3 protein-coding genes (1 of these 3 only partly in view) are annotated in these 26,778 nt (G+C 69.6%); all 3 read left to right on the forward strand.

Annotated elements, in window-relative coordinates; translation table 11 throughout:
* Tightly spaced (each overlapping or abutting the next), the 3 genes in view from GTV32_RS24185 to GTV32_RS21650 form a layout consistent with a single transcriptional unit that may run on beyond the window.
* Nucleotides 1-381 (forward strand): hypothetical protein, encoded by a 381-nt coding sequence (locus tag GTV32_RS24185; RefSeq protein WP_343287470.1) that lies wholly within the window; start codon nucleotides 1-3, stop codon nucleotides 379-381.
* Entirely contained in the window at nucleotides 378-18,137 is a 17,760-nt protein-coding gene (locus tag GTV32_RS21645; RefSeq protein WP_161062065.1) for a non-ribosomal peptide synthetase, read from the forward strand. The genes GTV32_RS24185 and GTV32_RS21645 overlap by 4 nt, the downstream gene beginning before the upstream one ends.
* A protein-coding gene (locus tag GTV32_RS21650) for a non-ribosomal peptide synthase/polyketide synthase (protein WP_161062066.1) crosses the window boundary here: on the forward strand, nucleotides 18,059-26,778 show its 5' end (the start). Its footprint extends 18,211 nt past the window's final position; the window shows 8,720 of its 26,931 coding nt (coding positions 1-8,720); its start codon is at nucleotides 18,059-18,061; its stop codon lies beyond the right edge, outside the window. Before GTV32_RS21645 ends, GTV32_RS21650 begins: the two co-directional genes overlap by 79 nt.

Below are 26,778 nucleotides of genomic sequence, written 5' to 3' on the forward strand. Positions count from 1 at the left end.
GTGCTCGATCTCGCCGATGACGACACCAGCACCACGCCGGACGTGGTCACGCTGGCAGATCTCGTCACCCGGGCCGCGCAGGCGGATCCGGTGGCGATCGCGGTCGAGCGAGACGGCTTCACCCTGGGATTCGGCGACCTCGAGGCGATCAAGGTCGCGATGTCGGCCGGCTTGCCCGCCGACGATGCGAACGCAGGCCTCACGATGGCGTTGATGAGCAGTGTTCCGGACCTGGTCACCGCCGGTCCCGGAGAGCTCGATTCCGTGGTCCGTGACCTACGCAGGCGTGCTGCCGAGGTGGTCGGCCACGACGGCGGCGCTGCCGCCGCGCAAACCGTCGACGGTGCCGTGATCCCGGTGAGAGGTGCCGATAGCGCGTGACGGCCTCCGAGCACGTTGACTGGGACCTCTCCCCGGGTTGGGGACCCAGGCCATCCACCCTGCACCTGATCGCCATGGCGGCTGCCCTGGCGCCGGATCGGGCTGCATTGAGCGGGGCAGCCGGCCCGATAACCTTCCAGACGCTCCAGGCGCAGGTCGCCGCGACCGCGGCAGTGCTCGCCGACAGCGGGCTCGATGCCGAGTCCGCGGTCGTCGGTACCGTCACCGGACTGATCCCCAAGGACGGGCTCGCCGCGGGTGAGATCGCCGCCGAGGCGAATCGAGTTGTCGAGCAGATCCGTTCCATCGCATTCGAGGTCTCGGGCTCCTCGGACTGGGGTTCGCTCGCCGGCCTCTTCCGTTCGGCGGCCCACCGGTTCGCCGACCGGACCGCGGTCGTCGACCTCGACGGCGCGAACCTGAGCTACCGGGAACTCGATGAGCGCTCGGACCGGCTGGCCGCCGGCCTCATCGCGTCCGGTGCCGGTCCCGAGGTCTTGATCGGCGTCGCGATGCCGCGGACCGCGGAACTGATCGTCGCGCTGCTCGGCGTGATCAAGTCGGGTGCCGCCTACCTGCCCCTCGACCGCTCACATCCCCTCGAACGGCTCCAGACGATCGTCGACGATGCGCGGCCGCTGCTGGTCCTCGCCGACGACGAGACCATCGCGACATGGCAGGACCTCGATGCGGTCCTGTCGACGGTTGCCGACGCCAGTGGTGAGCATGACGACGATGTCCTCCCGCACCGTGTCGACGGGGCGCATCCCGCCTACGTGATGTACACGTCGGGCTCCACGGGCAAGCCCAAGGGCGTGGTGGTCACCCACGACGACGTGGTGACCCTGTTGCGAACGATGGGCGGGCTGTACGACCTGTCGTCCACCGACGTCTGGTCGATGTTCCAGTCGTATGCCTTCGACGTGTCGGTCGGTGAGATCTGGGCGGCGCTGAGCTTCGGTGGCCGCCTCGTGGTTCTCGACTACTTCACCACCCGGTCACCTGCCGACTTCGTCGAAGTCCTGGAGCGGGAACAGGTCACCGTCGTCCACCTCACCCCGTCGGCGTTCTATCAACTCGCCGCGGCCGTCCGGCCGCCGGCGGGAGATCGCCTGGCACAGTCGATCCGCTACATGATCTTCGCCGGCGAGGCGCTCGATTTCGGTCAGGTTCGCCGATGGCACGAGGACCGGCTGGAGATCGACGGCAATCCGGGACCGGCACTGAACAACATGTACGGGCCCACCGAGGCAACCGTCTACGTGACCAGGCGCGAGCTCGGGGTCGACTTCGTCGCCCGGACCGTCGCGTCCGACATCGGTGCGCCGATCGAGAACAGCCGCGCGTACGTTCTCGATCAGCGTCTCGCCCGCGTGCCCGAGGGAGTGGCCGGCGAACTCTACCTCGCCGGTCCTCAGCTGACCCGTGGCTATCTCGGCCGATTCGACCTGACCGCAACGCGATTCGTCGCCGATCCTTTCGAGCCCGGTGCCCGGATGTACCGGACCGGCGACGTGGTGATCCCCCGCGGTGACGGGCTGGAATACGTCGGACGCAGTGACGCACAGGTGAAACTGCGGGGATATCGCATCGAACTCGGTGAGGTGGAGGCGGCCCTCCTCGCCGCTCCGGGCGTGAACGCCGCGGCCGCGGCGATCAGGCAACGCGACGGTCAGCCCGAGCAGATGGTCGGTTATGTCGTCGGGAATGCGCCGGGCGGAGGCGATCTCGACGAGAACGGGATACGTGCCACGGTCGGCGCCAGGGTTCCGGACTACATGGTCCCCGACGTGGTCATGATCCTCGATCAGTTGCCGTTGAACGTCAACGGCAAACTCGATCGCAAGGCGCTTCCGGTACCGGCGCCGAAGAGCTCGGCCGTCTACGTACCTCCGCGCGACGAGTCCGAGCGCCAGATCGCCACGGTGTTCGAATCGGTCCTCGACGTCGATCGGGTCAGTGTCGTCGAGTCGCTGTTCGGTATCGGCGGCAATTCCTTGGTGGCCGCGCAGATCGCCGCGAGGTGTAAGGACGATCTCGACCTGGTGGTGTCCGTCCGGGACATCTTCGAGGCGCCGACGGTTCGCGATCTCGCCGCCCGGGTGGCCGGCCGCAAGCACGTCCATCGACCCGAACTCGTCGCGGCCGCCAGACCGTCGCCGATACCGCTCTCGTATGCGCAGCGGCGGATCTGGTTCCTGGACGCCCTCGACCCGGGCAGCCACGTCTACAACATTCCCCTGGTGCTCCGGTTCCGTGGCGATCTCGACCCGTCGGCGCTCGACGCAGCAGTCCGCGACCTCCTCGGCCGACACGAGATCCTGCGCACGCGTTTCCCGTCGACGGACGGTGTGCCCGAACAGATCGTGCTCGCCGTCGGGAGCTACCAGCCCGATCTCGACATCACGTCGCCGGCCCGCATACCGGCCGATGACGGAGCCGTGGACGCCGCTCTCGCCGAGGTGACCGGGGTCGGATTCGATCTGGAGAGCGCGCCGCCGATCCGTGCCCGACAGTTCCGGGCCGGCGACGACGAGTTCGTCTTCGCCCTCGTGGCCCACCATGTGATCAGCGACGGCGGATCACTCACGCCCTTGGCGCAGGACCTGGTGGCCTTGTACGCCGCCCGCCGGGGCGCGGGCGGCGCCGACCGGCCGCAACTCGAGGTCCAGTACGCGGACTACACCCTCTGGCAACGCCACGTCCTCGGTGATCCGGAGAGCTCCGATTCGCTTGCGGCACAACAGCTGGCTTTCTGGAGGCACGAGCTCGACGGGGCACCGGAAGTGATCGCCCTGCCCACCGATCGGCCGCGGCCCCCGGTGCAGAGCAACCGGGCCGATGCGGTGACCTTCGAGGTCGACGGCGAACTCTTCGCAGCCGTCCGGCAGTTCGCACAGTCGCACAACGCGTCGTTGTTCATGGTGTTGCACGCGGCGTGGGCGCTGGTGCTGCACCGCCTGACCGGCGACCGCGATGTGGTGGTCGGCACGCCCTACGCCGGCCGAGGCGAGCGTGGACTCGACCACCTCGTCGGCATGTTCATGAACACGGTGGTGTTGCGCACCCCTGTCGACCCATCACAGGCCTTCGGGGCGCTGCTCGACGACGTCCGCGACCGGGACCTCGCGGCCCTCGGCAACGCCGACATCCCGTTCGACATGATCGTCGAGCAACTCCAGCCCACGCGCAGCACCGCGCATTCGCCGATTTTCCAGGTCCTGTTGCTGCTTCAGGACGCCCAGGGCGCGCGGTTCGAACTGCCCGGTGTCACAGCGGAACTGGTCGAGCAGTATCGCGACCTGACCGATCACGACCTCGCGATCACCTTCATCGAAGGCGTCGGCGGCGACGGGGTCCTCTCCGGCGTCATCGAATACGCGACCGATCTGTTCGACGGCGACACGGTCGGCGAGTTCATCGCACTCTTCGAACGGACCATCCGCCAGGTCGTCTTCGAGCCGGATCGTCCGATGGGCGACCTCGAGGTCCTCGATGCCGACGACCTCCGACGTCGCCGGGCGCTCGCCGCCGGTGAGACGGTACGGGTCCGCGCCGAGACGATCGCGGACGCGGTCGCACGGCAGGCCGCCGCCACGCCGGACCTGCCCGCCCTGGTGTCCGACGATCGGACCCTGACCTACGGCGAGTTCATGTCCCGTGTCACGGTGCTGGCGCGAGAACTCATCGGACGCGGCGTCGGGCCGGATGTCGCAGTGGGCGTGTCCATCCCGCGCTCGACCGAGATGGTCGTGGCGATCCACGCCGTGGTCGCGGCCGGCGGACGATATGTCCCGATCGATGTCGCAGCCCCGGTCGACCGGATCCGATACATGCTCGACACCGCCGGAGCCGAGATCGTGCTCGTCGGTCCGGGAGGTTCCCCGTCCGCGGTCGTCGAGTCGGGTGCGGCGATCGTCACGGTCGAGTGCGATTCGGTGATCGTCGGCGACGACAGGCCCCTGGCCGACGACGAGCGCCGCGGACGCCTACGGCCCGACCATGCCGCCTACACGATCTTCACGTCCGGATCCACGGGACGGCCGAAGGGCGTGACCGTCCCGCACGACGCGGTGGTCAACCGCATGCGTTGGGGACTCGACGAACTTCCGATCGACGCCTCTGACACGGTCGTGCTCAAGACGCCGGTGACCTTCGACTGCTCGGTGGCCGAGTTGTTCGCGCCCCTGATGGTCGGCGCCCGACTGTTGGTACTCGACGCCGACGGTCATCTCGACCCGGTCTACGTGGCCGAGCAGATCGCGAGACACCGGGCCACGATGGTCCACTTCGTGCCCTCGATGTTGTCGGTGTTCCTCGAGGTCGCCGGTCCCGAGCGGGTGGGGTCGCTCGATTCGCTGCGCATCGTGTCCACCACGGGTGAGGCACTCCCGCCCGCCGTGGCCGCGCAGACGCGGAACCTGTTGCCCGACGTCTTGTTCTACAACCTCTACGGTCCGACCGAGGCCGCCGTGGAGATCACGTACCAGCGGATCGACGATGTCGACGCGTCGCTCGGCTCGGTGCCGATCGGCGAGCCCGTGTGGAACTCGACCGCACACGTGCTCGATGCCCGCCTGCACCCCGTGCCCCGGGGTGCCGCCGGTGAGCTCTACGTGGGTGGTGTCCAGTTGGCCCGCGGCTACGCAGCCCGTCCGGATCTGACCGCGGAGCGGTTCGTGGCCGATCCGTTCGGGGCGCCGGGGGCACGGTTGTACCGAACCGGTGATCTGGTGCGTCATCGTCGTGATGGATCACTGGATTACCTGGGGCGCACCGATTTCCAGATCAAGCTGCGCGGCCAGCGCATCGAGCTCGGCGAGATCGAGTCGGTGCTGGCCGCGGCGCCCGGTGTGGTGCATGCGGCGGCGACGGTGGCCACGGCGCCGGCAGGCGGGGATCATCTCGTGGCGTACCTGGCAGGCTCTGACGAGCATCCGATCGATCTCGACCGGGTCAAGTCGGTGATCGCGGAGGCGCTCGCCGAGTACATGCGTCCGACGGTCTGGATGGTTCTCGACGACATCCCGCTGAACTCGGCAGGCAAGCTCGATCGCCGGGCCCTGCCGGAGCCCGAGTTCACCGCAGGGGAGTACGTGGCCCCGGAATCGGATGCCGAGGCAACCGTCGCCGATGTGTTCGCCGACGTTCTCGGCGTCGACCGCGTTTCGGTGGTCGACAGCTTCTTCGATCTCGGTGGCAACTCGTTGTCGGCGACCCGGGTCGCCGCGCGGGTAGCCGACGCGCTCGGTTCCGATGTGCCCGTCCGGTCCCTGTTCGACGCACCGACAGCACGCGAACTCGCCGAACTGGTCTCGGGCGCACGGGTCCGGCGCACCGACCTGCCTGCGCTGGGTTCGGTTGCCGGCTCGCAGCCCCGCACGCAACCGCTACCGCTGTCGTTCGCTCAGCAGCGGATGTGGTTCATCAACCAGTTCGACCCCGCATCACCGGCCTACAACATCCCCGTGCTGCTCCGCCTGCGCGGACCGGTCGACTCGGACGCGATGGGCCGGGCGTTCGCGGACGTGGTGGCGCGCCACGAGGTGTTGCGGACCCGCTACCCGGCCGGTCCCGACGGCACGCCCTACCAGGAGATCGCCGACACCGATACCGCCGCACCGCAACTCGACTGGGCGGTCGGTGACGAGGCGCAGGCGCGTGAACTCCTCGTTCGTGGCTTCGACGTCGCCGGTGAACTACCGATCCGCGCGCGACTCGCGGCGGTCGGCCCCGATGAGCACCTCTTGGTGGTGGTCGTCCACCACATCGCCGCCGACGGCGAATCCGGACCCGTACTCGCCCGCGACCTCGCCATCGCGTACACCGCACGGGCGCAAGGCGACTCGCCGAGCTGGCCACCCATGGCGCTGCAGTACGCCGACTACGCGATCTGGCAGCGGAGGGCGCTCGGCGACGAACGGGACCCCGGCTCGGAGATCTCACGCCAACTCGGTCATTGGCGGACGCAGCTGGCCGGCCTCCCCGACGTTCTCGAACTCCCCACCGACCACCCACGGCCCGCGGTGTCGTCGATGCGCAGTGGATCGGTCGGATACCGCGTCGACGAGGACATCCGGCGCGGTCTCGACGAACTCGCGCGTGTACATGGCACCACGCGTTTCATGGTGGTCCATGCCGCATTGGCCGTGCTGTTGGCGCGGTTGTCGGCGACCTCGGACATCGCCGTCGCCACGCCGGTCGCCGGGCGCGGTGACGTCGCTCTCGACGATCTCGTCGGCATGTTCGTCAACACGCTTGTGCTGCGCACCGAGGTGACCCCGCACCAGTCGTTCAGCGAGCTCTTGGGTCAGGCGCGACGCGTCGATCTCGACGCCTTCTCCCATGCCGACGTGCCGTTCGAGCGGGTCGTCGAGGCGCTCGATCCCGTGCGTTCGGAATCCTTCGAACCGCTTGCCCAGGTGTTGCTGGTCCTCGACCAGAGCGGGCTCGGACCGAGGACGGTCGGCGACCTCGAGATCATCGCCGAGGACCCGGGTGCCGATGCCGCCAAGTTCGATCTCACCGTCGGACTGACCGAGACCGCGGACGGCGCGTTGGCCGGCAAGATCATCTACGCCACCGACCTCTTCGACGCCGCCGGAGCCGAGCGGATCGCCGCAGCCTTCCACAGCCTGTTGATCGAGATCGCTGCGTCCTCGGCCGCCGGCGCCGACCCCGCCGTCGGAGATCTCGCCATCCTCGACGAAGCCGAGACGGCACAGCGTGTCGACGATGCCACCGGAGAGCGGGTCGATCTGCCGGCACAGGCCCTGCCGGAGGCGCTGACCGAATTCGGCGCCGGCCATCCGGGAGCGCCCGCACTCCTGGTCGACGACCGCGTCATCGACCACGCGGAATTCGCCGCCCGCGTGAACACACTGGCCCGCGAACTGATCGCCCTCGGTGTGGGACCCGACGTCGCGGTGGCGCTGTGCATCCCACGGTCGGCCGAGATGGTGATCGCGATTCACGCGGTGGTGACGGCCGGCGGACAATATGTCCCCATCGACACGGAGGCTCCACCGGAGCGGGCCGGCTACATCATCGACACCGCCGGTGCGACACTACTTCTCGTCGCGCCCGGTGATCGTCCGTCGCCCGTTGCCGACAACGGGACGCGAGTCGTCGAGGTCGATGCCACCACGCCGATCGATTCCGAAGCGCCGGAGGCACAGCCGGTGTCCGATGCCGATCGGACCGCACCGCTGTGGCCCGATCATGCGGCGTACACGATCTTCACCTCCGGTTCGACCGGCCGCCCCAAGGGAGTGACGGTCAGTCACCGCTCGGTCCTCAACCGCCTGCGGTGGGGGCTCGCGACATTCCCGTTCGGGACCGATGACACGGTGATCCTCAAGACGCCCTACACCTTCGACGTGTCGGTACCCGAACTCTTCGCGCCGGTGATCGCGGGAGCACGGATGCTGGTCGCCCGCCACGGCGGCCACACAGACCCGACCTACCTCGCCGACGTGCTGCACGCACACCAGGTGACGTCCGTGCATTTCGTACCGTCGATGCTGGCGGTGTTCCTCGATGTTGTCCCCGACCGGCAGCTGGCCCGGTTGACCCGCCTGCGATACATCTTCTGCTCGGGCGAGGCGTTGTCGCCATCGGTCGCCGCCGCCACCCGGGACACGTTCCCGCACGCCGGACTTCACGACCTGTTCGGCCCGACCGAGGCTGCCGTGGAGGTCGCACACCAGCAGCTCGACACCGTCGGTGACGTGGTACCGATCGGCCGGCCGACCTGGAACACCCGGACGATCGTGCTCGATGCCCGCCTGCGGGTGGTGCCGGTCGGCGTGCCGGGCGAACTGTACCTCGGCGGGGTGCAGGTGGCGCGTGGATACGCGACGCGCTCCGAACTCACCGCCGACCGATTCGTCCCAGACCCGTACGGGATGCCCGGCGAGCGGCTCTACCGAACCGGTGACCTGGTCCGGTGGAACCGCGACGGTGCACTGGAATACCTGGGCCGCACCGATTTCCAGGTGAAGCTGCGCGGGCAGCGCGTGGAGCTGGGGGAGATCGAGTCGGTGCTCGCCGGGGTGCCGGGGGTGGTGCACGCGGCGACGACCGTCGCCACCGCGCCCGGCGGTGCGCAGCATCTCGTCGCCTACCTCGCGCCGGCCTCGACGGTTGACGTGGACACCGCGCGTCGGGCGGTTGCGGATGCGTTGCCGCAGTACATGCGGCCCACCGTGTGGACGGTGCTCGACGAGTTGCCGCTCGGCAGTGCCGGCAAGCTCGATCGTCGCGCTCTGCCCCAACCCGACTTCGGGACGTCCGAGTCCGCCGGGACGGTTGAACCGGGGACCGATGCGGAACGTCGGATCGCCGAGGTCATCGCGGGTGTGCTCGGCGTCGACCGGATCGGGGTGACCGAATCCTTCTTCGCGCTCGGTGGCGACTCGATCATGTCGATCCAGGTGTCGTCGTTGCTGCGTGGTGCCGGGTTCCCGTTGAGTCCGCGGGACATCTTCGAACACAAGACGGTTCGTGACCTCGCCCGCGCAGTCGACGGGGCCGCGGCCGAACTCCTCGACGAGCTGCCGGGGGGCGCCGCCGGCGACATGGCGCTCACGCCGACCGTCCACTGGATGCTCGAACACGCCGACGGCCCGTCGGACTTCGCAGACTACTCGCAGGCGCTCGTCCTCACCTTGCCGTCGGAAGCCGGCGAGGCCGGGCTGGCTGCCGTGCTCGAGTCCGTCGTCGAGCATCATCCGGTGCTGTCGGCGCGGCTGTCGCAAACGGCCGACGGATGGTCGATGCGAGCCGGCGAGCCGTTCTCCGGCACCGACGCCCTGGCCGTGTGGACCGCTGAAGAATCGGCCGAACGGGCCGGTACCGGCGCCGCGAACGCAGTCGTTCGCGCTGCGCACGCCGACGCCCTGAGCCGTCTGTCACCGGCCGAGGCACGGATGATCGCCGTTACCGGTATACGGGGCGAAGGTGGCGGCCCGGGCCGGCTGGTGGTGGCCGTGCATCATCTCGCCGTCGACGCCGTGTCGTGGCGAACCATCGTGACAGATCTCGCGATCGCCTGGTCGCAGCACCGCTCGGGCGATCCGATCACGCTGCCGGACAACGGAACATCGATGCGGCGGTGGGCGGAAGTCCTCCACGGCCTCGCAGTCTCACGCGCGTCGGAATTGCCGATCTGGAAGCGGCACCTGCCGGAACATCCGACCCTGCTCGGCGCGCCGCTCGACCGGGACCGCGACCGGCAATCGAGTGTCCGGTCCGAGACATTCCGGGTGCCCGCAGAGTTGACCGAAGCGGTCCTCGGTCGGATCGCCGGCGCATTCCGGACCGGGGCCGACGACATCATGCTCGCCGCCCTCGGACTCGCCGTGGCGCGCCATCACGGCGGGCCGGTCCCGGTGTCGATGCTGCTCGAGAGCCATGGGCGCGAAGAACATGTGGGACCGGCGCCCGCCGATCTGTCCCGCGCCGTCGGCTGGTTCACCAGCGTCTCCCCGGTCACCCTCGACATCGATCCGACCGCACCGGTTGCGTCGCTGGTCAAGGCCACCAAGGAGGCCATCGCCGAACGTCCGGATGACGGCATCGCCTTCGGCGCACTGCGTCATCTCCGTCCCGATTCGCCGCTGTCGGCTCGTCCGTTGCCGCCCATCACGTTCAACTTCCTCGGTGGCGGCGCAGCGGGTCGCCGGGCAGACGCGGTGGGTGAGGGGACCGACGGAGACGTCGCTTTCGCGCCCGCCGTCGATGCGCCCCGCCTGCCCGGGACCGTCGCGGGGACGATGGCCGCGCTCGCGCAGCTGGCCGTCAACATCAACACCGTGCCGACCGACGACGGTCGCATCCTGGAAGCCGAGTTCAGCGCGCCGTCAGCGGTTCTCGACGGGGATGCGATCGGGGCGCTGGCCGCCGGATTCACCGAGGCGCTCGCGCAGATCGCCGCCCACGTCGATGAGGTCGGCGACCCCGGGCTCAGCCCGTCGGACGTCGCGCCCACCGGCCTCACACAGGACGAGATCGATCACCTCGCGGTGCGTTACCCGGGTGCCGACCTCTGGTCGCTCACGCCGTTGCAGCGCGGTCTGTTCTATCAGGCCGAGCGCACCCTGGCCGGGGATCGTGGAGCGGCCTCCTCGGGCCTCGATGTCTATGTCACCCAAGGCGTCATCGACATCCACGGGCACGTCGACGCCGACCGTCTGCGGGAATCGGCTCGTCGGCTCCTGGGAGATCACCGGGTCCTGCGCTCCGGATATCTGCGGACCGGATCGGGCACCCCGGTCGCGGTGGTGCCCACGCATGTCGACCTGGTCTGGGAGTCCGTGGACCTCGGCGAACTCTCGGCCGGCGAGGCCGAACGCCGGGCCGACGAACTGACGCTGGCCGATCGGATCACACCGTTCGACCTGGCCACGCCGCCGTTGTTGCGCTTCCGGCTGATCCGTCTGCCCCGCGGAGTGACCCGGTTCGTCGTCACCAACCATCACCTTCTTCTCGACGGCTGGTCGAACCCGCTCGTGCTCGCCGAACTGTTCGCCCACCACGGCGGCCTCGAACTCCCCGGGACCGACGAGACGGTCTCCCGTGACTTCGGTGATTTTCTCCGGTGGCTGGCCCGGCGCGACGACGATGCCGGACTGGCGGCGTGGCGCGAGACGCTGGCCGAGGTCGACGGACCGACCCTCGTGCGGCCCGGATTCAGCCCCACCGCAACGGAACTACCGCGCGACGCGACGATCGCCACCGGAACCGATCTCGCTGCGCGGCTGACACAGTTGGCCCGCGACACCGACGCCACGGTCCCGACCGTCCTCCAATACGCGTGGGGCGTGCTGCTGTCCCGACTGACCGGCCGAACGACGGTCACCTTCGGCGAGACGGTCTCGGGCCGACCACCGGAGCTCCCCGGTGTCGAGACGATGATCGGTCTGTTCATCAACACGCTCCCGGTGGTCGTCGATGTCGACGCGGCCCAATCGGTGCGCGCCGGGCTCGCCGATCTGCAGGCCACCAAGGCCCGGCTGCTCGATCACCAGCACCTCGGACTCGCAGACATCGCCTCGGCTGCCGGGCACCAGGAGTTGTTCGACACGCTGACCGTCTACGAGTCCTATCCGGTGGATGCGGACGCGGTGACCGCGGGCAGTGCGGCGGCCGGTCTGGAGATCGGACAGGTGTCGCTGACCGATGCCACGCACTACCCCCTCAACCTGGCAGCCGCGCCCTCGGGCGACGACCTCGAACTGACGTTCAAGTATCTCCCGAACGCCTTCTCGGACAACGAGATAAGTCGTATCGCCGACATGTATCGGGCCCTGCTGGCCGGATTCGTCGACGCACCCGGATGCGCGGTCGGCGACATCGTGCTCGTCGACGCCGGGGAACGTGCCGCGCTGGCGCCGATGACGACCCCCGCACGGACGACGCCGCAGACGATCCCCGAGATCCTCGCCGCCCGCGAGGTCCCGGGCCACCGTACGGCGTTGATCCTCGGCGACCGGTCGATGACCTACGACGAGTTCGGCGACCGCACACACCGACTCGGGCGCCTGCTCATCGGCGAGGGCATCGGACCGGGCGATGTGGTCGCGGTGGCGATCGGCCGGTCGGTGGAGTCTGTCATCGCGGTCTGGTCGGTGATCGCGACCGGCGCCGCGTACCTGCCGATCGACCCGGCGTTGCCCACCGACCGTGTCGCCCACATGCTCGCCGATTCCGGTGTGGCCGTGGCCCTCACGACCACGGTGACCCGCCTCGACGAGCGCTTCGACGGTGTCGGCTGGATCGCGGTCGACGATCCGGACACACAGACGCGACTGGCCGGGTTGTCCGGCGCGGCGATCGCCGACGACGAGCGGACGCGCGGCCCACGTCTCGACGACGTCGCCTACCTGATCTACACCTCGGGCTCCACCGGTCGGCCCAAGGCTGTCGCGGTGTCACACCGTGGTGTCGCCGAGATGATTGCCGCACAAGCAACCATCTCGGGAACGGCGTCCGACACCCGGGTGCTGCACGTGGCGTCCCCGAGCTTCGATGCCGCGTTCTTCGAGATGGCCTGGGCCATCGGACTCGGGGTCACCCTGGTGGTCTCCCCGGCCGACGTCTTCGGCGGCCCCGGCCTCGTCGACGTGATGGCCGACGGGGCCGTCACCGACGCTGTCATCACACCTCAGGTGCTCGCGACGATGACCCCGCACGGACTGACCTCGCTCCGTCACCTCACGACGGCGGGTGAGGCGTGTCCGCCCGAGGTCGTCGAGGCGTGGGCTCCCGGCCGGGAGATGTTCAACCTCTACGGGCCCTCCGAAGCAACCGTCTGGGCGACCTCGGCCGTGCTGATGCCCGGCGAGGCGATCGCCATCGGCCGTCCGGTGGGCGGCTTCGCGGTCGCGGTGCTCGACGAGCGGCTGCACCCGGTACCGGTGGGCGCCGTCGGCGAGCTCTACCTGGCCGGCGAGGCACTTGCCCTCGGCTATCTCAATCGGCCGGGGCTGTCGGCCTCGACGTTCGTGGCGGACCCGTACGGCGCGCCGGGAAGTCGGCTCTACCGCACCGGGGACCTCGTGCGCTGGACGGAGCACGAGCACACCGGTACCCATCAGCTGGAGTTCGCCGGACGCGCCGACTTCCAGGTGAAGATCAACGGCCAGCGCGTCGAGCTCGGCGAGATCGACGCCGTCCTCGCCGCGCAGCCGGGCGTCGATCTCGCGGTCACACTGGGTGTCTCCGCGGATGGCATCGGCACCCGCCTTGTCAGCTATGTCGTACCCGACGCCGACTCTCCGGTCGACCTCGACCCGGACGCACTCACCGACGCGGTGAGTGGGCGGCTCGCGCGCTACATGGTGCCGTCGGCGCTCATCGTGCTCGACGCGCTTCCGCTGACCACCAGCGGCAAACTCGATCGACGTGCGCTGCCTGCTCCCCAATGGGATTCGACCGTCGAGTTCGTCGCCCCGGCGACCCCCGGCGAAGCCGACATCGCCGAGATCATCGCCGATCTGCTGGACCGCGATCGGGTGGGCGCGACCGACTCGTTCTTCGACCTCGGCGGCAACTCGCTGTCGGCCACGCGCCTCGCCGCGCGGATCTCCGCAACCACCGGCACCGCCGTCGCGGTGCGGGACGTGTTCGACCACCCGACCGTGCGGGATCTCGCGCGGGTGGTGAGTGCCGCGGAAAGCGACGTCCGGGCATCCGTCACGCCGGGCTCGATCGCACGGCCCGAACACCTTCCGCTGTCGTACTCGCAGCAGCGGATCTGGTTCATCAACCGGTTCGATCCGGACTCGGCGGCATACAACATCCCGTTGGTGCTCGAGCTCCGCGGCGATCTGGACCGAGATGCCTTGCGGGCAGCGCTCTTCGACGTGATCGGCCGGCACGAGGTGCTGCGGAGCACCGTCGTCGACGGTGACGACCTCGATGGTGGCGCGCCCGAACAGATCATCCATCCCGTCGGTGACCTCGACGCCGAGTCGGTCTGGGCGCAGGTGACCGGGAGCCCCGACGAGATCACCGCTGCGGTGACCGCCGCGGTGTCGACCGGTTTCGACATCTCTCGCGTACTACCGGTGCGCGCGGTACTCGGTTCCGACGCCGGAGATGCGCGGCGCCACCTGCTCGCCCTGGTCGTCCACCACATCGCCGCCGACGGTGAATCGATGAGGCCGCTACTCGCCGATGTGCTCGCAGCGTACCGGGCACGGATCGCCGGTGGTGCCCCCCACTGGGCGCCCCTGTCGGTACAGTTCGCCGACTACGCACTCTGGCAGCGTGCCGTGCTCGGCGACCCGGGCGATCCGGGCTCCGCGATCGCCACCCAAACCCGTTATTGGACAGAAAAACTGGCCTCGATCCCAGATGTCCTCGAGCTGCCCGCGGATCGTCCGCGTCCGGCAGTCGCCTCGCTGCGCGGCGCCTCGGCCGACTTCGAGATACCGGCCGACGTCGCGGCGTCGGTCACCGCGATCGCCGCCGACCGTGGTGTCACGCCGTTCATGGTCGCCCACGCCGCGCTCGCCGTCTTGTTGTCGCGACTGTCGGGCACCGCCGACATCGCCGTCAGCACACCGATTGCCGGTCGTGGTCACGCGGCCTTCGACGAACTCGTCGGCATGTTCGTCAACACGCTCGTCCTGCGCACCGAGATCGATACCTCGACGACCTTCGCCGATCTTCTCGACGAGGTCCGGCGAACCGATCTCGATGCCTATGCACATGCGGACGTGCCCTTCGAATACCTTGTCGAGAAACTGAATCCGGTCCGTTCGGAAGCCTTCGCGCCGTTGTCCCAGGTGCTGCTCACCGTCGATCAGAACCCTTCGCCCCAGATGGATCTACCCGGACTGTCGATTCGTCCGGCGATGGCCGCGACGCCGGCGACTTCTGGCCCGCTCGCTTCGCTCCCGGCGCCGGCCACATCTGGCCCGCTCGCTTCGCTCCCGGCGCCGGCCGCCAAAGTGGATCTCACCATCGACCTCGCCACCGGCTCCGGCCCCGACGACGGATGGCGCGGCTCCATCGTCTACGCGACCGATCTTTTCGACGAGGCCACCATCGAGCGGTTCGCCGCCCAGTTCACCTCGCTGATCGGCGATCTGGCACGCACCCCGTCGACGGCGGTCGGCGACGCCACTTTGGTGACCGACCGCGAGGCCGACCAGATCCGGGAGAACTCGACCGGTGCCGACGTCACGCTCCCGGGCGAGACCCTCGATACCGCGATCATCGAACAGGCGCGCCGCACACCGGGTGCACCAGCCCTCGGATTCGAGGGTCGGACCGTGGATTATGCCGAGTTCGCGGCGCGGGTGAGCAGTCTGGCCCGGGACCTGATCCGCCAGGGCGTCGGACCCGACGACGCTGTCGGCGTCTGCATTCCGCGTTCGCCGGAGATGGTCACGGCCATCCACGCGGTGATCGCCGCCGGCGGACAGTACGTCCCGATCGACACCGAGGCGCCCGCCGAGCGGGTGCGTCACATGCTGGAGACCGCGGATGCCTCGTTCGTCCTCGTCGGCCCCGGCGCGGCACCAACGGCGATCCTCGACGCAGGCGCGACCGTTCTCGCGGTGGACACGAACGTGCCCGTCGACATGGCCATCGCGCCGGTCACCGACGCCGACCGCCGCGCACCATTGCATGCGGATCACGCCGCGTACACGATCTTCACCTCTGGCTCGACCGGCCGGCCCAAGGGCGTCACGGTGTCGCACCGGGCGGTGGCCAACCGCCTGCGGTGGGGACTGAGCGCGTTCCCGCTCGACGCGTCGGACACCGTGATCCTCAAGACGCCGTACACCTTCGACGTCTCGGTACCGGAGCTGTTCGCACCGCTCTTCGCGGGCGCGCGCATGCTGATCGCCCGCCCGGGCGGCCATACCGATCCGGGTTACCTCGCCGATGTGCTCGAGGCGGAGCGGGTGACATCGGTACATTTCGTGCCGTCGATGTTGTCGGTCTTCCTCGACGTCGTCGATCACACCGCGCTGTCTCGGCTCACATCGCTGCGGTACGTGTTCGCCTCCGGCGAGGCGTTGCCGCCGGCCGTCGCGAAGGCCACCCGAACCGCGCTGCCCTGGGCCGGATTGCACGACCTTTTCGGTCCCACCGAGGCAGCGGTCGAGGTCGCCCATCAGGAACTGACGGCGGTCGGCGATGTCGTGCCGATCGGCCGTCCGACGTGGAACACCACCACCTGGGTGCTCGACGACCGGTTGCGTCCGGCGCCGGTCGGCGTGCCCGGTGAGCTGTATCTCGGTGGTGTACAGATCGCCCGCGGATATGCGGCCCGCGCCGACCTGACGGCGGAACGTTTTGTCGCCGACCCGTTCGGTGCACCTGGGGACCGGTTGTACCGTACCGGTGACCTGGTCCGCTGGAATCGCGCCGGCGAGCTGGAATACCTGGGGCGCACCGACTTCCAGGTCAAACTGCGCGGACAGCGTATCGAGCTCGGAGAGATCGAGGCGGTCCTGACCGGTGTCGACGAGGTGGTGCACGCCGCGGTCACCGTCGCCCGGTCGTCGACCGGTGCCGAACACCTCGTCGCCTACCTGGTCGGCCCGGCCTCTGCCGAGACCGCCAGCGCGGCGGCGGCGCAGGCGCTGCCGGAGTACATGCGGCCCACCGCCTGGGTCCTGCTCGACGCCATCCCGCTGGGCGGTTCCGGGAAGCTGGACCGCAGGGCGTTGCCCGAACCCGACTTCACCGCGTTGGAGACGGGCTACGAGGCGCCCGCTGATGACGACGAACGGGCGATCGCCGGCGTCTTCGCCGGGGCCCTCGGTGTGGACCGGATCTCGGTCACCGAATCCTTCTTCGCCCTCGGCGGCGACTCGATCATGTCCATCCGGGTGGCGTCCGCCCTGCGCGCCGCCGGTTACACCATCAGCCCTCGCGACATCTTCGAGCGACGCACAGTGCGCGCCCTGGCCGTCGCGGCGCGCGCCGAGGCCGTCGCCGAACTCGACGAGTACCCGGGTGGGGGAGCGGGCGAGATCGCGCTCACCCCGGCCATCCACTGGATGCTGGAACATTCCGACCGCCCGTCCGACGTCGCCGACTTCTCCCAGAGCAGTGTGCTCGTTCTGCCGGACGGGATCTCGGGGAACGACCTACGCACGGTCGTCGCCGCCGTCGTCGCACACCATCCGATGCTCAGCGCGCGGCTCGTCGAGCACGACGGCGAGTGGGAACTGACCGCTGGCAACGACTTCGATGCGGACGCGGCGGTCGAGATCAGCGACGTCGATGCCCCGATCGGCTCACCGGCCTTCGTCGAGGCCGTCCGGGAGGGCCACGCACAAGCGCTCGATCGACTCGATCCGGGCACGGGCGCGGTGCTGGCGGCACACGGACTCCGGAGCCGAGACGGCGGAGGACGGCTCGTCCTCGCCGTGCATCACCTCGCGGTCGACGCCGTCTCGTGGTCGGCGATCATCACCGATCTCGTGACCGCATGGGCGCATCATTCGGCGGGACAGCCGATCTCGCTGCAACCGACCGGGACGTCGATGCGTCGCTGGGCAGGGGTGCTCACCGACCTCGCCGGACGGGACGACGAACTCGCGATGTGGGCCGATCATCTGCGGTCGGCACCCGAGCAGGTGGGCCGGCCTTTCGATCGGGCCCGCGATCGTCAGTCCACCGTTCGGACGATCTCGTGGACGCTGCCCGCCGAACTGTCCGAATCGTTGCTGACCCGGGTCCCGGACGGCTACCGGACCGGCGCCGACAACCCGTTGCTCGCCGCGCTGGCGCTCGCGGTCGCCGACCCGGCCACCGGTGATCGGGTCGCGATCCTCCTCGAAGGCCACGGACGAGAGGAAGGCATCGCGCCGGGTGCCGACCTGTCCCGCGGTGTCGGATGGTTCACCAGTATCGCGCCGCTGTCGGTCGATGTCCCCGCAGGCGCCGACGTCTCGTCGGTGGTCAAGTCGGTCAAGGACTCCCGCGCCGCCATGCCCGATCGCGGCATCGCATTCGGATCACTGCGCTACCTGCGGGCGGACTCGCCGCTCGCCGATCTGCCGCTGCCGGCGGTCAGCTTCAACTACTTCGGCAACGTGGCCGGTCCGGCGAATGCCACACCGTCTGGCGACGCTGCCGGCGATGACGCCGGCGGCTTCCTGCCTGCCGTGGGCGCCCCGGTGCTGCCCCGTCGGTGTCGGGCGCGATGGTTGCGTTGTCGTCGCTGGCGGTCAACGTCTCGGCGGTCGCCGCAGGCGACGGCCGCACCCTGCGAGCCGACCTGAGCTTCCCGGCCGCGGTCCTCGACGAGGCCGAGGTCACCGAGATCGCGCGACGGTGGCAAGCCGCTCTCGACGCCATCGTCGCCGGACTCGACGAGACGGGTGATCCGGGTCTGTCCGAATCCGATGTCGCGACGACCGGTCTCACCCAGCGCGAGATCGACGACCTCGGCAGCCGATACCCGGGTGCGGACCTCTGGCCGTTGTCCCCTCTGCAGAACGGCCTGTTGTTCCAATCGGAGATCGCCGCCCGCCCCGGGGAGATCGACGTCTACTCGGTCCAGGTGATCATCGCGATCGCAGGCGGTATCGACGAAGCACGAATGCGGCGGGCCACCGGCGAGCTGTTCCGAGCCCACGCCGTCCTGCGCTCCGCCTATCTGCGGACGGCCGGCGGGACGCCGGTCGCCGTGGTCGCCCCGGCCGTCGAACCCGACTGGCAGAGTGTCGATCTCAGCGCCCTCGACGCCGACACCGCCGAGGCCCGCCTGACGGAGCTGGCGGGTCAACAGCGCATCACCCGTTTCGACCTCGCCCGTCCCGGCCCCATCCGGTTCGTCGCGGTCGCGATGCCGGCGGGCGAGCACCGGCTGATCATCACCAACCACCACATCCTGCTCGACGGATGGTCCGGGCCGTTGGTGATCGCCGACCTGTTCGCCGCCTATCTCGCAGACGACGCGGTCCCGGCGCCGCCCACGGCACGGGCCGATTACGCCGACTTCCTCGGCTGGCTCGCCGAGCGCGATCGCTCGGCCGCTCGTGAGGCGTGGCGGGACACGTTGGCCCCGTTGGCCGGGCCGACGTTGCTGGCGCCCGAACAACCCGCGGTCGCCGAGACGCCGGTGGCGCTGCACGTCGACCTCGACGGCGAACTGGTCTCCGGACTGCACCGATTCTCGCGCGACCACGGGGTCACACCGTCGACGGCGATCCAGGTCGCCTGGGCGCTCATGCTGTCGCGTCTGACCGGGCAGCAGGTGGTCGCGTTCGGTGAGACGGTGTCGGGCCGGCCCGCCGACATCGACGGCGTGGAAGCCGCGATCGGCCTGTTCATCAACACCATCCCGGTGGTGGTGGACTGCGATCCCACGCAGACCCTCGGCGAGGTCGCATCCGAACTGCAGGATGCCAAGACCCGCCTGCTCGACCATCAGCACCTCGGCCTCGCGGACATCGGTGCGATCGCCGGACATGCCGTCCTGTTCGACACCCTGACCGTCTACGAGTCCTACCCGGTCGACTCGGACGCCCTCGCCTCCGGCAGTCGGGCGGCCGGATTGGACATCACCGGTGTCGATTTCGCCGACTCCACGCACTACCCGCTCAACCTGATCGTCGGCCCGGCCGGCGACGGCATGCAGCTGGCCTTCACATATCTGCCGAGCGTCCTCGGCGAGGATGACGTCGTCCGCGTTGCCGACCACGTCCGCACTGTGCTGACCACCCTCGTCGGCGAGCCCGCCCGCGTGCTCGCCGAGGTCGACACCATCAGCGATGCCGATCGCGTGATGGTCTCCGAGTGGGCGAGTGGAGACGATGTCGAAGTCGCCGACATGACGATCCCGGACCGTGTTGCCGCCCAAGTGCGTTCGACGCCCGAATCGACCGCGTTGTCGTTCGAGGGCGTCACGGTCACATACCGCGAGTTCGGTTCGCGAGTGTGTGCCCTGGCTCGCGATCTCATCGTGCGCGGCGTCGGCCCGGACGTCGCCGTGGGCGTCTGCGTCCCACGGTCGGTGGACCTGCTGGTCGGTCTGCACGCGGTGGTCGCGGCCGGCGGTCATTACGTGCCGATCGACCCGGAAGCGCCTGCCGACCGCGTCGCCCACATGCTCGACACGTCGGGAGCGTCCCTTGTGCTCGCCACCGCCGACACCGTGCGCGTCCTGGATGTGGCGCAGGCCGATGTGGTGATCGTCGACGCCGAGCAGCCGACCGACGACAGCGTCGCGCCGATCACCGACGCCGACCGGATCGCACCGCTGCGGGGCAGTCATCCCGCATACACGTTGTTCACCTCGGGATCGACCGGCCGCCCGAAGGGCGTGACGGTCACGCACGAGGCGATCTCGAATCGTCTGGCCTGGATGCAGTCGGCGTACCCGATCGACACCACCGACACCGTCATCCAGAAGACGCCGAGCACCTTCGACGTGTCGGTGTGGGAGTTGTTCTGGCCGTTGATGGTCGGCGCGGAACTCGTGATCGCCCGACCCGACGGCCACCGCGACCCGCACTATCTCGCGGAATTGTTGCGGGAGTCGCGGGTCAGCACCGCGCACTTCGTCCCGTCGATGCTGTCGACCTTCGTCGACGTGGTCGGGGTGGACGGCCTCACCGACCTGACCGCGCTGCGTCAGGTCTTCACCTCCGGCGAGGCACTCGCGCCGGCGGTGGCCGCCGCCGCACTCGACGCGCTGCCGAACGCCCGGCTGCACAATCTGTACGGACCCACCGAGGCGGCGGTCGACGTCACCTTCCACGAGGTCCGGCCCGGCGACGGCACCGTGCCGATCGGCCGTCCGGTGTGGAACACCGCCGCGCGCGTACTCGATGCGCGCCTGCGGCCCGTGCCGCCCGGCGTGGCCGGCGAACTCTACCTCGGTGGCGTGCAGCTCGCACGCGGATACGCGTCCCGCCCTGACCTCACCGCCGATCGGTTTGTCGCGGATCCGTTCGGCGCTCCCGGGGCCCGCCTTTACCGGACCGGTGATCTCGTGCGGCACGCTGCAGACGGCCGGCTGGAGTACCTCGGCCGCACCGACTTCCAGGTGAAACTGCGGGGGCAGCGGATCGAACTCGGCGAGATCGAGGCCGTGCTCGCCGCCGCGCCGGGAGTGGTACATGCCGCGGCCGCGGTCACCGCCGCCCCCAACGGCGACCCCCATCTCGTCGGCTATGTCGCCGGTGAGACGGTCGAGCTCGAGACCGTCCGATCGGCTGCCGCGCAGGTGCTCCCGGAGTACATGCGCCCGACGGTCTGGTCGGTACTCGAGACGATGCCGCTGAACACCGCGGGCAAGATCGACCGTCGCGCGCTACCCGAACCGGAATTCGCGGTGGGGGAGTATGTCGAACCGGAGACGGCCGCCGAACGCGCCGTCGCCGCCGTGTTCGGTCACGTCCTCGGTCTCGAGACCGTGTCGGCAACCGACAGTTTCTTCGATCTCGGCGGCAACTCCCTCTCGGCCACCAGGGTGGCCGCACGCATCGCCGACACGCTCGGCACGCAGGTCGGGGTGCGCGACCTCTTCGACATGCCGACCGTGCGCGCGCTCGCGGCCCGGGTGGCCGACTCGAGCGGCCCGGCTGTGGACGCGCTGACCGCTGCCGCCCCACGGCCCGAACGTCTTCCGCTGTCGAGCGCACAGCAGCGGATGTGGTTCATCAACCAGTTCGACCCGGCCTCACCGGCCTACAACATCCCGTTCGCGCTGACGCTCACCGGCCGCGTCGACGCCGACGCCCTGCGCGCCGCGCTCGCCGACGTCATCACCCGCCACGAAAGCCTGCGCACTGTCTTCCCGGCGGACGAGAACGGCGACGCGGCAGAACACATTCTCGACCCTGAGGTCCTGCGGGACGAGAACTCCTGGTGGCACCGCCCCACGGATACCGCCGCGGCGCTGGGCCTGGCCGGGCAACCGTTCGACGTCACCCGCGATCTCCCGATCCGGGCGGCGTTGACCTCGACCGGCGACGACGAGTACCTGCTCGTCGTGATCATCCACCACATCGCCGCCGACGGTGAGTCGCTCGCTCCGCTGCTGCGCGACATCGTCACCGCCTACACCGCTCGGACCGCGGGCAGCGCACCGGACTGGCCGGATCTGTCCGTCCAGTACGCCGACTTCGCACTGTGGCAGCGCCGGGTGCTCGGCACCGCGGATGACCCGGATTCGATCGTGGGACAGCAGGTCTCGTACTGGACCGAACAGCTTGCCGACCTGCCCGACGTCATCGAACTGCCCGCCGACCGCCCGCGTCCCGCCGTCGCGTCGATGCGCGGTGGGCTCGCCGAGTTCGACGTTCCCGACGAGCTCGTGGACGCCGTCGACGACCTCGCCCGGCGGCACGGAGCCACCCCGTTCATGGTGTTGCACGCGGCGCTGGCCGGGCTGCTGGGTCGGATCGGCGCGACTTCCGATGTCGCCATCGCGACGCCGGTTGCCGGACGCGGACAGGCCGCCCTCGACGACGTGATCGGCATGTTCGTCAACACCCTCGTGCTGCGCAGCGACATCGATCCGGGCATCTCCTTCGACGAACTGCTGACCGCCGTCCGCGACACCGATCTGGACGCCTTCGACCACGCCGACGTCCCGTTCGAGCATCTCGTCGAACGGCTCGCGCCGACCCGATCCGAGGCGTTCGCCCCGCTGGCGCAGGTGATGTTCACGCTCGAGCAGCATGCGCAGACCCGGATCGAGCTGCCGGACCTGACCATCGCGCCGGCGGAACCCGTCGAGCCCGCAGCACGTTTCGACCTCACCGTCGGTCTGTCCGCCACCCGCACCGACGACGGCCGCCTCGTCGCCCTCGACGGTTCGATCGTCTACGCCACCGACCTGTTCGATCACGAGACCGCGGCGCGCATCGCCGACTGGTATGTCGCCGTGCTGCGTGCGGTCGTCAGCGACCCGGCCACCGTGATCGGTGATGTCCCGCTGGTCGACGCCGCCGGACGCGGCAAGCTGCGCGCCTGGTCCCACGGGCTCGACGTCGACATCGAAGCCCCGGTGCTGCCGGACTCGATCGCGGCCGCGGTGCGGCTGCACCGCAGCGCCACGGCGCTGGTCGACGGCGAGCGGACCTACTCGTACGCCGACTTCGGTGCGCGGGTGAACTGCCTCGCGCGCGAGCTCATCCGCTCCGGGGTGGGCCCGGACACCGCGGTGGCGGTGGCCGTCCCGCGATCCGCGGAGATGCTCGTCGCGATCCACGCGGTGGTGACCGCCGGCGGCCATTATGTTCCGATCGATCCCGAGGCCCCCTCCGAGCGGATCGACCACATGCTCGACACGGCTCGGGTGACCGCCGTGATCGTCGGTCCCGGCGATGTGCCGGACGTACTCGCCGACTCGAACCGTCGCGTCGTGGTCGCCGATCTGACGGCGCCGGTCGCGGACGACAGCTCGCCGGTCACCGACGCCGACCGTCTCGCGCCGCTGACGCGCGACCATGCGGCGTACACCCTGTTCACCTCCGGGTCGACGGGCCGCCCCAAGGGCGTCGTGGTCACGCACGCCGCCATCGTGAACCGGTTGGCCTGGATGCAGGATTCCTATCGTTTGCGCGGCTCGGACGTGGTGCTGCAGAAGACGCCCGTGACCTTCGACGTGTCGGTGTGGGAACTGTTCTGGCCCTTGATGGTCGGCGCGACCCTCGTCGTCGCGCGACCCGACGGTCACCGCGACCCGGCCTACCTCGCCCAGCTGATCCGCGAGCAGCGGGTGACCACCACGCATTTCGTGCCGTCGATGCTGTCGGCATTCATCGACGTTCTCGGTGCCGAAGGTCTCGCCGGATTGACGTCGATCCGCCAGCTGTTCACCTCGGGTGAGGCGCTCGCGCCCGCGGTGGCCGCGGCCACCCTCGACGCCCTGCCGAACACGCGGCTGCACAACCTGTACGGGCCCACCGAGGCGGCTGTCGATGTCACCTTCCACGAGGTGCGCTACGGCGACACCGAGGTGCCGATCGGCCGTCCGGTGTGGAACACCACGACGCGGGTGCTCGACGCCCGACTCCACCCGGTCCCGATCGGGGTACCCGGCGAGCTCTATCTCGGCGGCGTGCAACTCGCCCGCGGCTACGCATCGCGGACCGACCTCACCGCCGACCGGTTCGTCGCGGACCCGGACGGCGAGCCCGGTGCGCGGATGTATCGCACCGGCGACCTGGTCCGGTACGTCGGTGCGGGCCGGCACGGCGACCTGGAATACCTGGGCCGCACCGATTTCCAGGTCAAGCTCCGGGGGCAGCGCATCGAACTCGGCGAGATCGAGGCGGTGCTGGTGTCCGCACCCGGCGTGGTGCATGCCGCCGCCACCGTCGCGGCCACCGCCGACGGCTCCGAGCACCTGGTCGCCTACCTCGCGGGTACCAGCGACGAGACCGGCGGGACCGGCATCGATCTGGACTCGGTCAAGGCGGTCGCGGCCCGCATGCTGCCGGAGTACATGCGGCCCACCGTGTGGATGCCCCTCGCACGGGTCGAGCTCACCCCGTCGGGAAAGCTGAACCGACGCGCACTGCCCGCGCCCGAGCGAGACGCAGGCGAGCACGTGGCGCCGACCACCGACACCGAGAAGACCATCGCCGGAGTGTTCGCCGAAGTGCTCGGCGTCGAACGGGTGTCGGTGACCGAGAGCTTCTTCGACATCGGCGGCAACTCACTGTCGGCAACCCGGGTCGCGGCTCGTGTCGGCCGCGCACTCGACACCGAGGTGCCGGTACGCGACCTCTTCGACGCGCCCACGGTCCGTTCGCTGGCCGAGCTGGTCCGTCCGGGAACCGGTGCGACGGCACCGATCGTCGCGCTGCCACGACCAGACGTGCTCCCGTTGTCGTTCGCACAGCAGCGGATGTGGTTCATCAACCAGTTCGACACGGCGTCGGCCGCCTACAACATCCCGTTGGGTCTGCGGCTGCACGGCGACGTCGATCGTGACGCGCTGCTCGACGCGCTCGTGGATGTGGTCGGCAGGCACGAGGTCCTGCGCACGGTGTACCCCACCGTGGACGGACGACCCACGCAGAGGATTCTCGACGTCGATGACGCCGCCGAGCGGCTGGACTGGTCGATCGGGCGTGAGTCCGGCGACCTGATGGATGCGACCACACGCGGATTCGACGTCGCGACCGAATTGCCCATCCGCGGCCGGATCTGGCGTGCATCGGATTCCGACACCACGGACGTCATCGTGGTGTGCCACCACATCGCGTTCGACGGGGAATCCGCCAAGATCCTCGCCGCCGACCTGGTGCGTGCCTACCTCGCGCGCACCGGTGACGGGTCGCCCACCGAGCCGCCTGCCGTGCAGTACGCCGACTTCGCGCTCTGGCAGCACCAGACGCTCGGCCGGACCGACGACGCGTCGTCGCCGATCGGCAGACAGTTCACCCACTGGATGTCGGTGCTCGACGACCTCCCGGCGGTCACCGATCTGCCCATGGACCGACCGCGGCCGTCCGTGCTCGACGCCGACGGCGAGAGGTTGAGCCTCGGCGTTCCCGCGGACCTCGCGGCCGCCGTACACCGCACCGCGACCGAGACCGGACTGACCCCGTTCATGGTGTGCCATGCCGCGCTCGCGCTGACCGTGTCACGCCTCGCCTCCACCCGCGATGTGGTGATCGGGGCGCCCGTTGCCGGACGCGGACAAGCCGTCCTCGACGAGTTGATCGGCATGTTCGTCAACACGCTGGTGCTGCGCACCGCCGTTGATCCGGCGGTGTCGATCGACGACTTCCTCGGCGAGGTCCGTGGCGTCGATCTCGACGCGTTCGCCCACAGCGACGTCGCCTTCGAGCAACTCGTGGACGCGCTGGCACCGGAACGGTCGACGGCGCACGCACCGCTCACCCAGATCGCGTTCACCTACGCGGCCGACGACACGGCGGCCAGGGCGGCCTTCACCGGCGCCGGGCTGGAGATCGAGCCACTCGACATCGCCGAACGAGATGCCAAATTCGATCTCACCGTCGGTGTCCTCGAGCAGCCGGGTGACGACGAGACCCCCGCCCTGACAGCCGAATTCCTCTACGCGCGAGCTCTGTTCGACGAGCCGACGATCCGCGGCTTCGCCGACACCTGGTTGCGGGTGCTGACCGCGCTGACCGGCGACCGCACCGCCGTCGTCGGCGACATCGACCTGCTCGACGAGGCCCAGCGGCGAGAGATGGACGCCGTGCGCGCCGAGCTCGCCGCCGCCGCACGCGCCACCGAGACCTTCGGCGGCGGAAAGACCTTGCCGGAGGTCCTGGCCGACCGAACCCTCGATCCCGATCACCCGGCGCTCATCAGCGGTGAGGTGACGATCGATCACCGCGAGTTCGAATCCCGCACCAACCGTCTCGCGCGGACGTTGATCCGCCACGGGGTCGGGCCGGAGGTCGTCGTCGCGGTGGGCATCGCACGTTCGATGGAGTCGGTGATCGCCACCTGGGCGGTGATCAAGGCCGGCGGCGTCTACCTGCCGATCGATCCGACCTACCCCGACGACCGCATCGACCACATGCTGACGGATTCCGGTGCTGCCCTGGGCCTCACGACGACGGCCGACCTCGCGACCCTCGGCGATCGGGACCGGCCGCAATGGCTGGTCCTCGACGGTGACGACGTCCTCGAGGCCGCCGAGTCCGAATCGGCGGATGCGGTCACCGACGACGAGCGACTCGCTCCGGTGCGCCTGGACAACCTCGCCTACCTGATCTACACGTCCGGATCGACCGGCAGGCCCAAGGCGGTGGCCGTCCACAACCGCGGTATCTCCGATCTGGTGCAGGCCCTGCGTGAGGTGTCCTCGGGACCGGCCACCCGCGTGTTGCATGTCGCGTCGCCGAGCTTCGATGCGTCGATGCTGGAGATGATCTGGGCCATCGGTTCCGGTCACACCCTGGTGATCTCGCCGGCCGA

Origin of the sequence: Gordonia sp. SID5947 (genome assembly GCF_009862785.1) — a bacterium.
In the GTDB taxonomy this organism is placed as follows: domain Bacteria; phylum Actinomycetota; class Actinomycetes; order Mycobacteriales; family Mycobacteriaceae; genus Gordonia.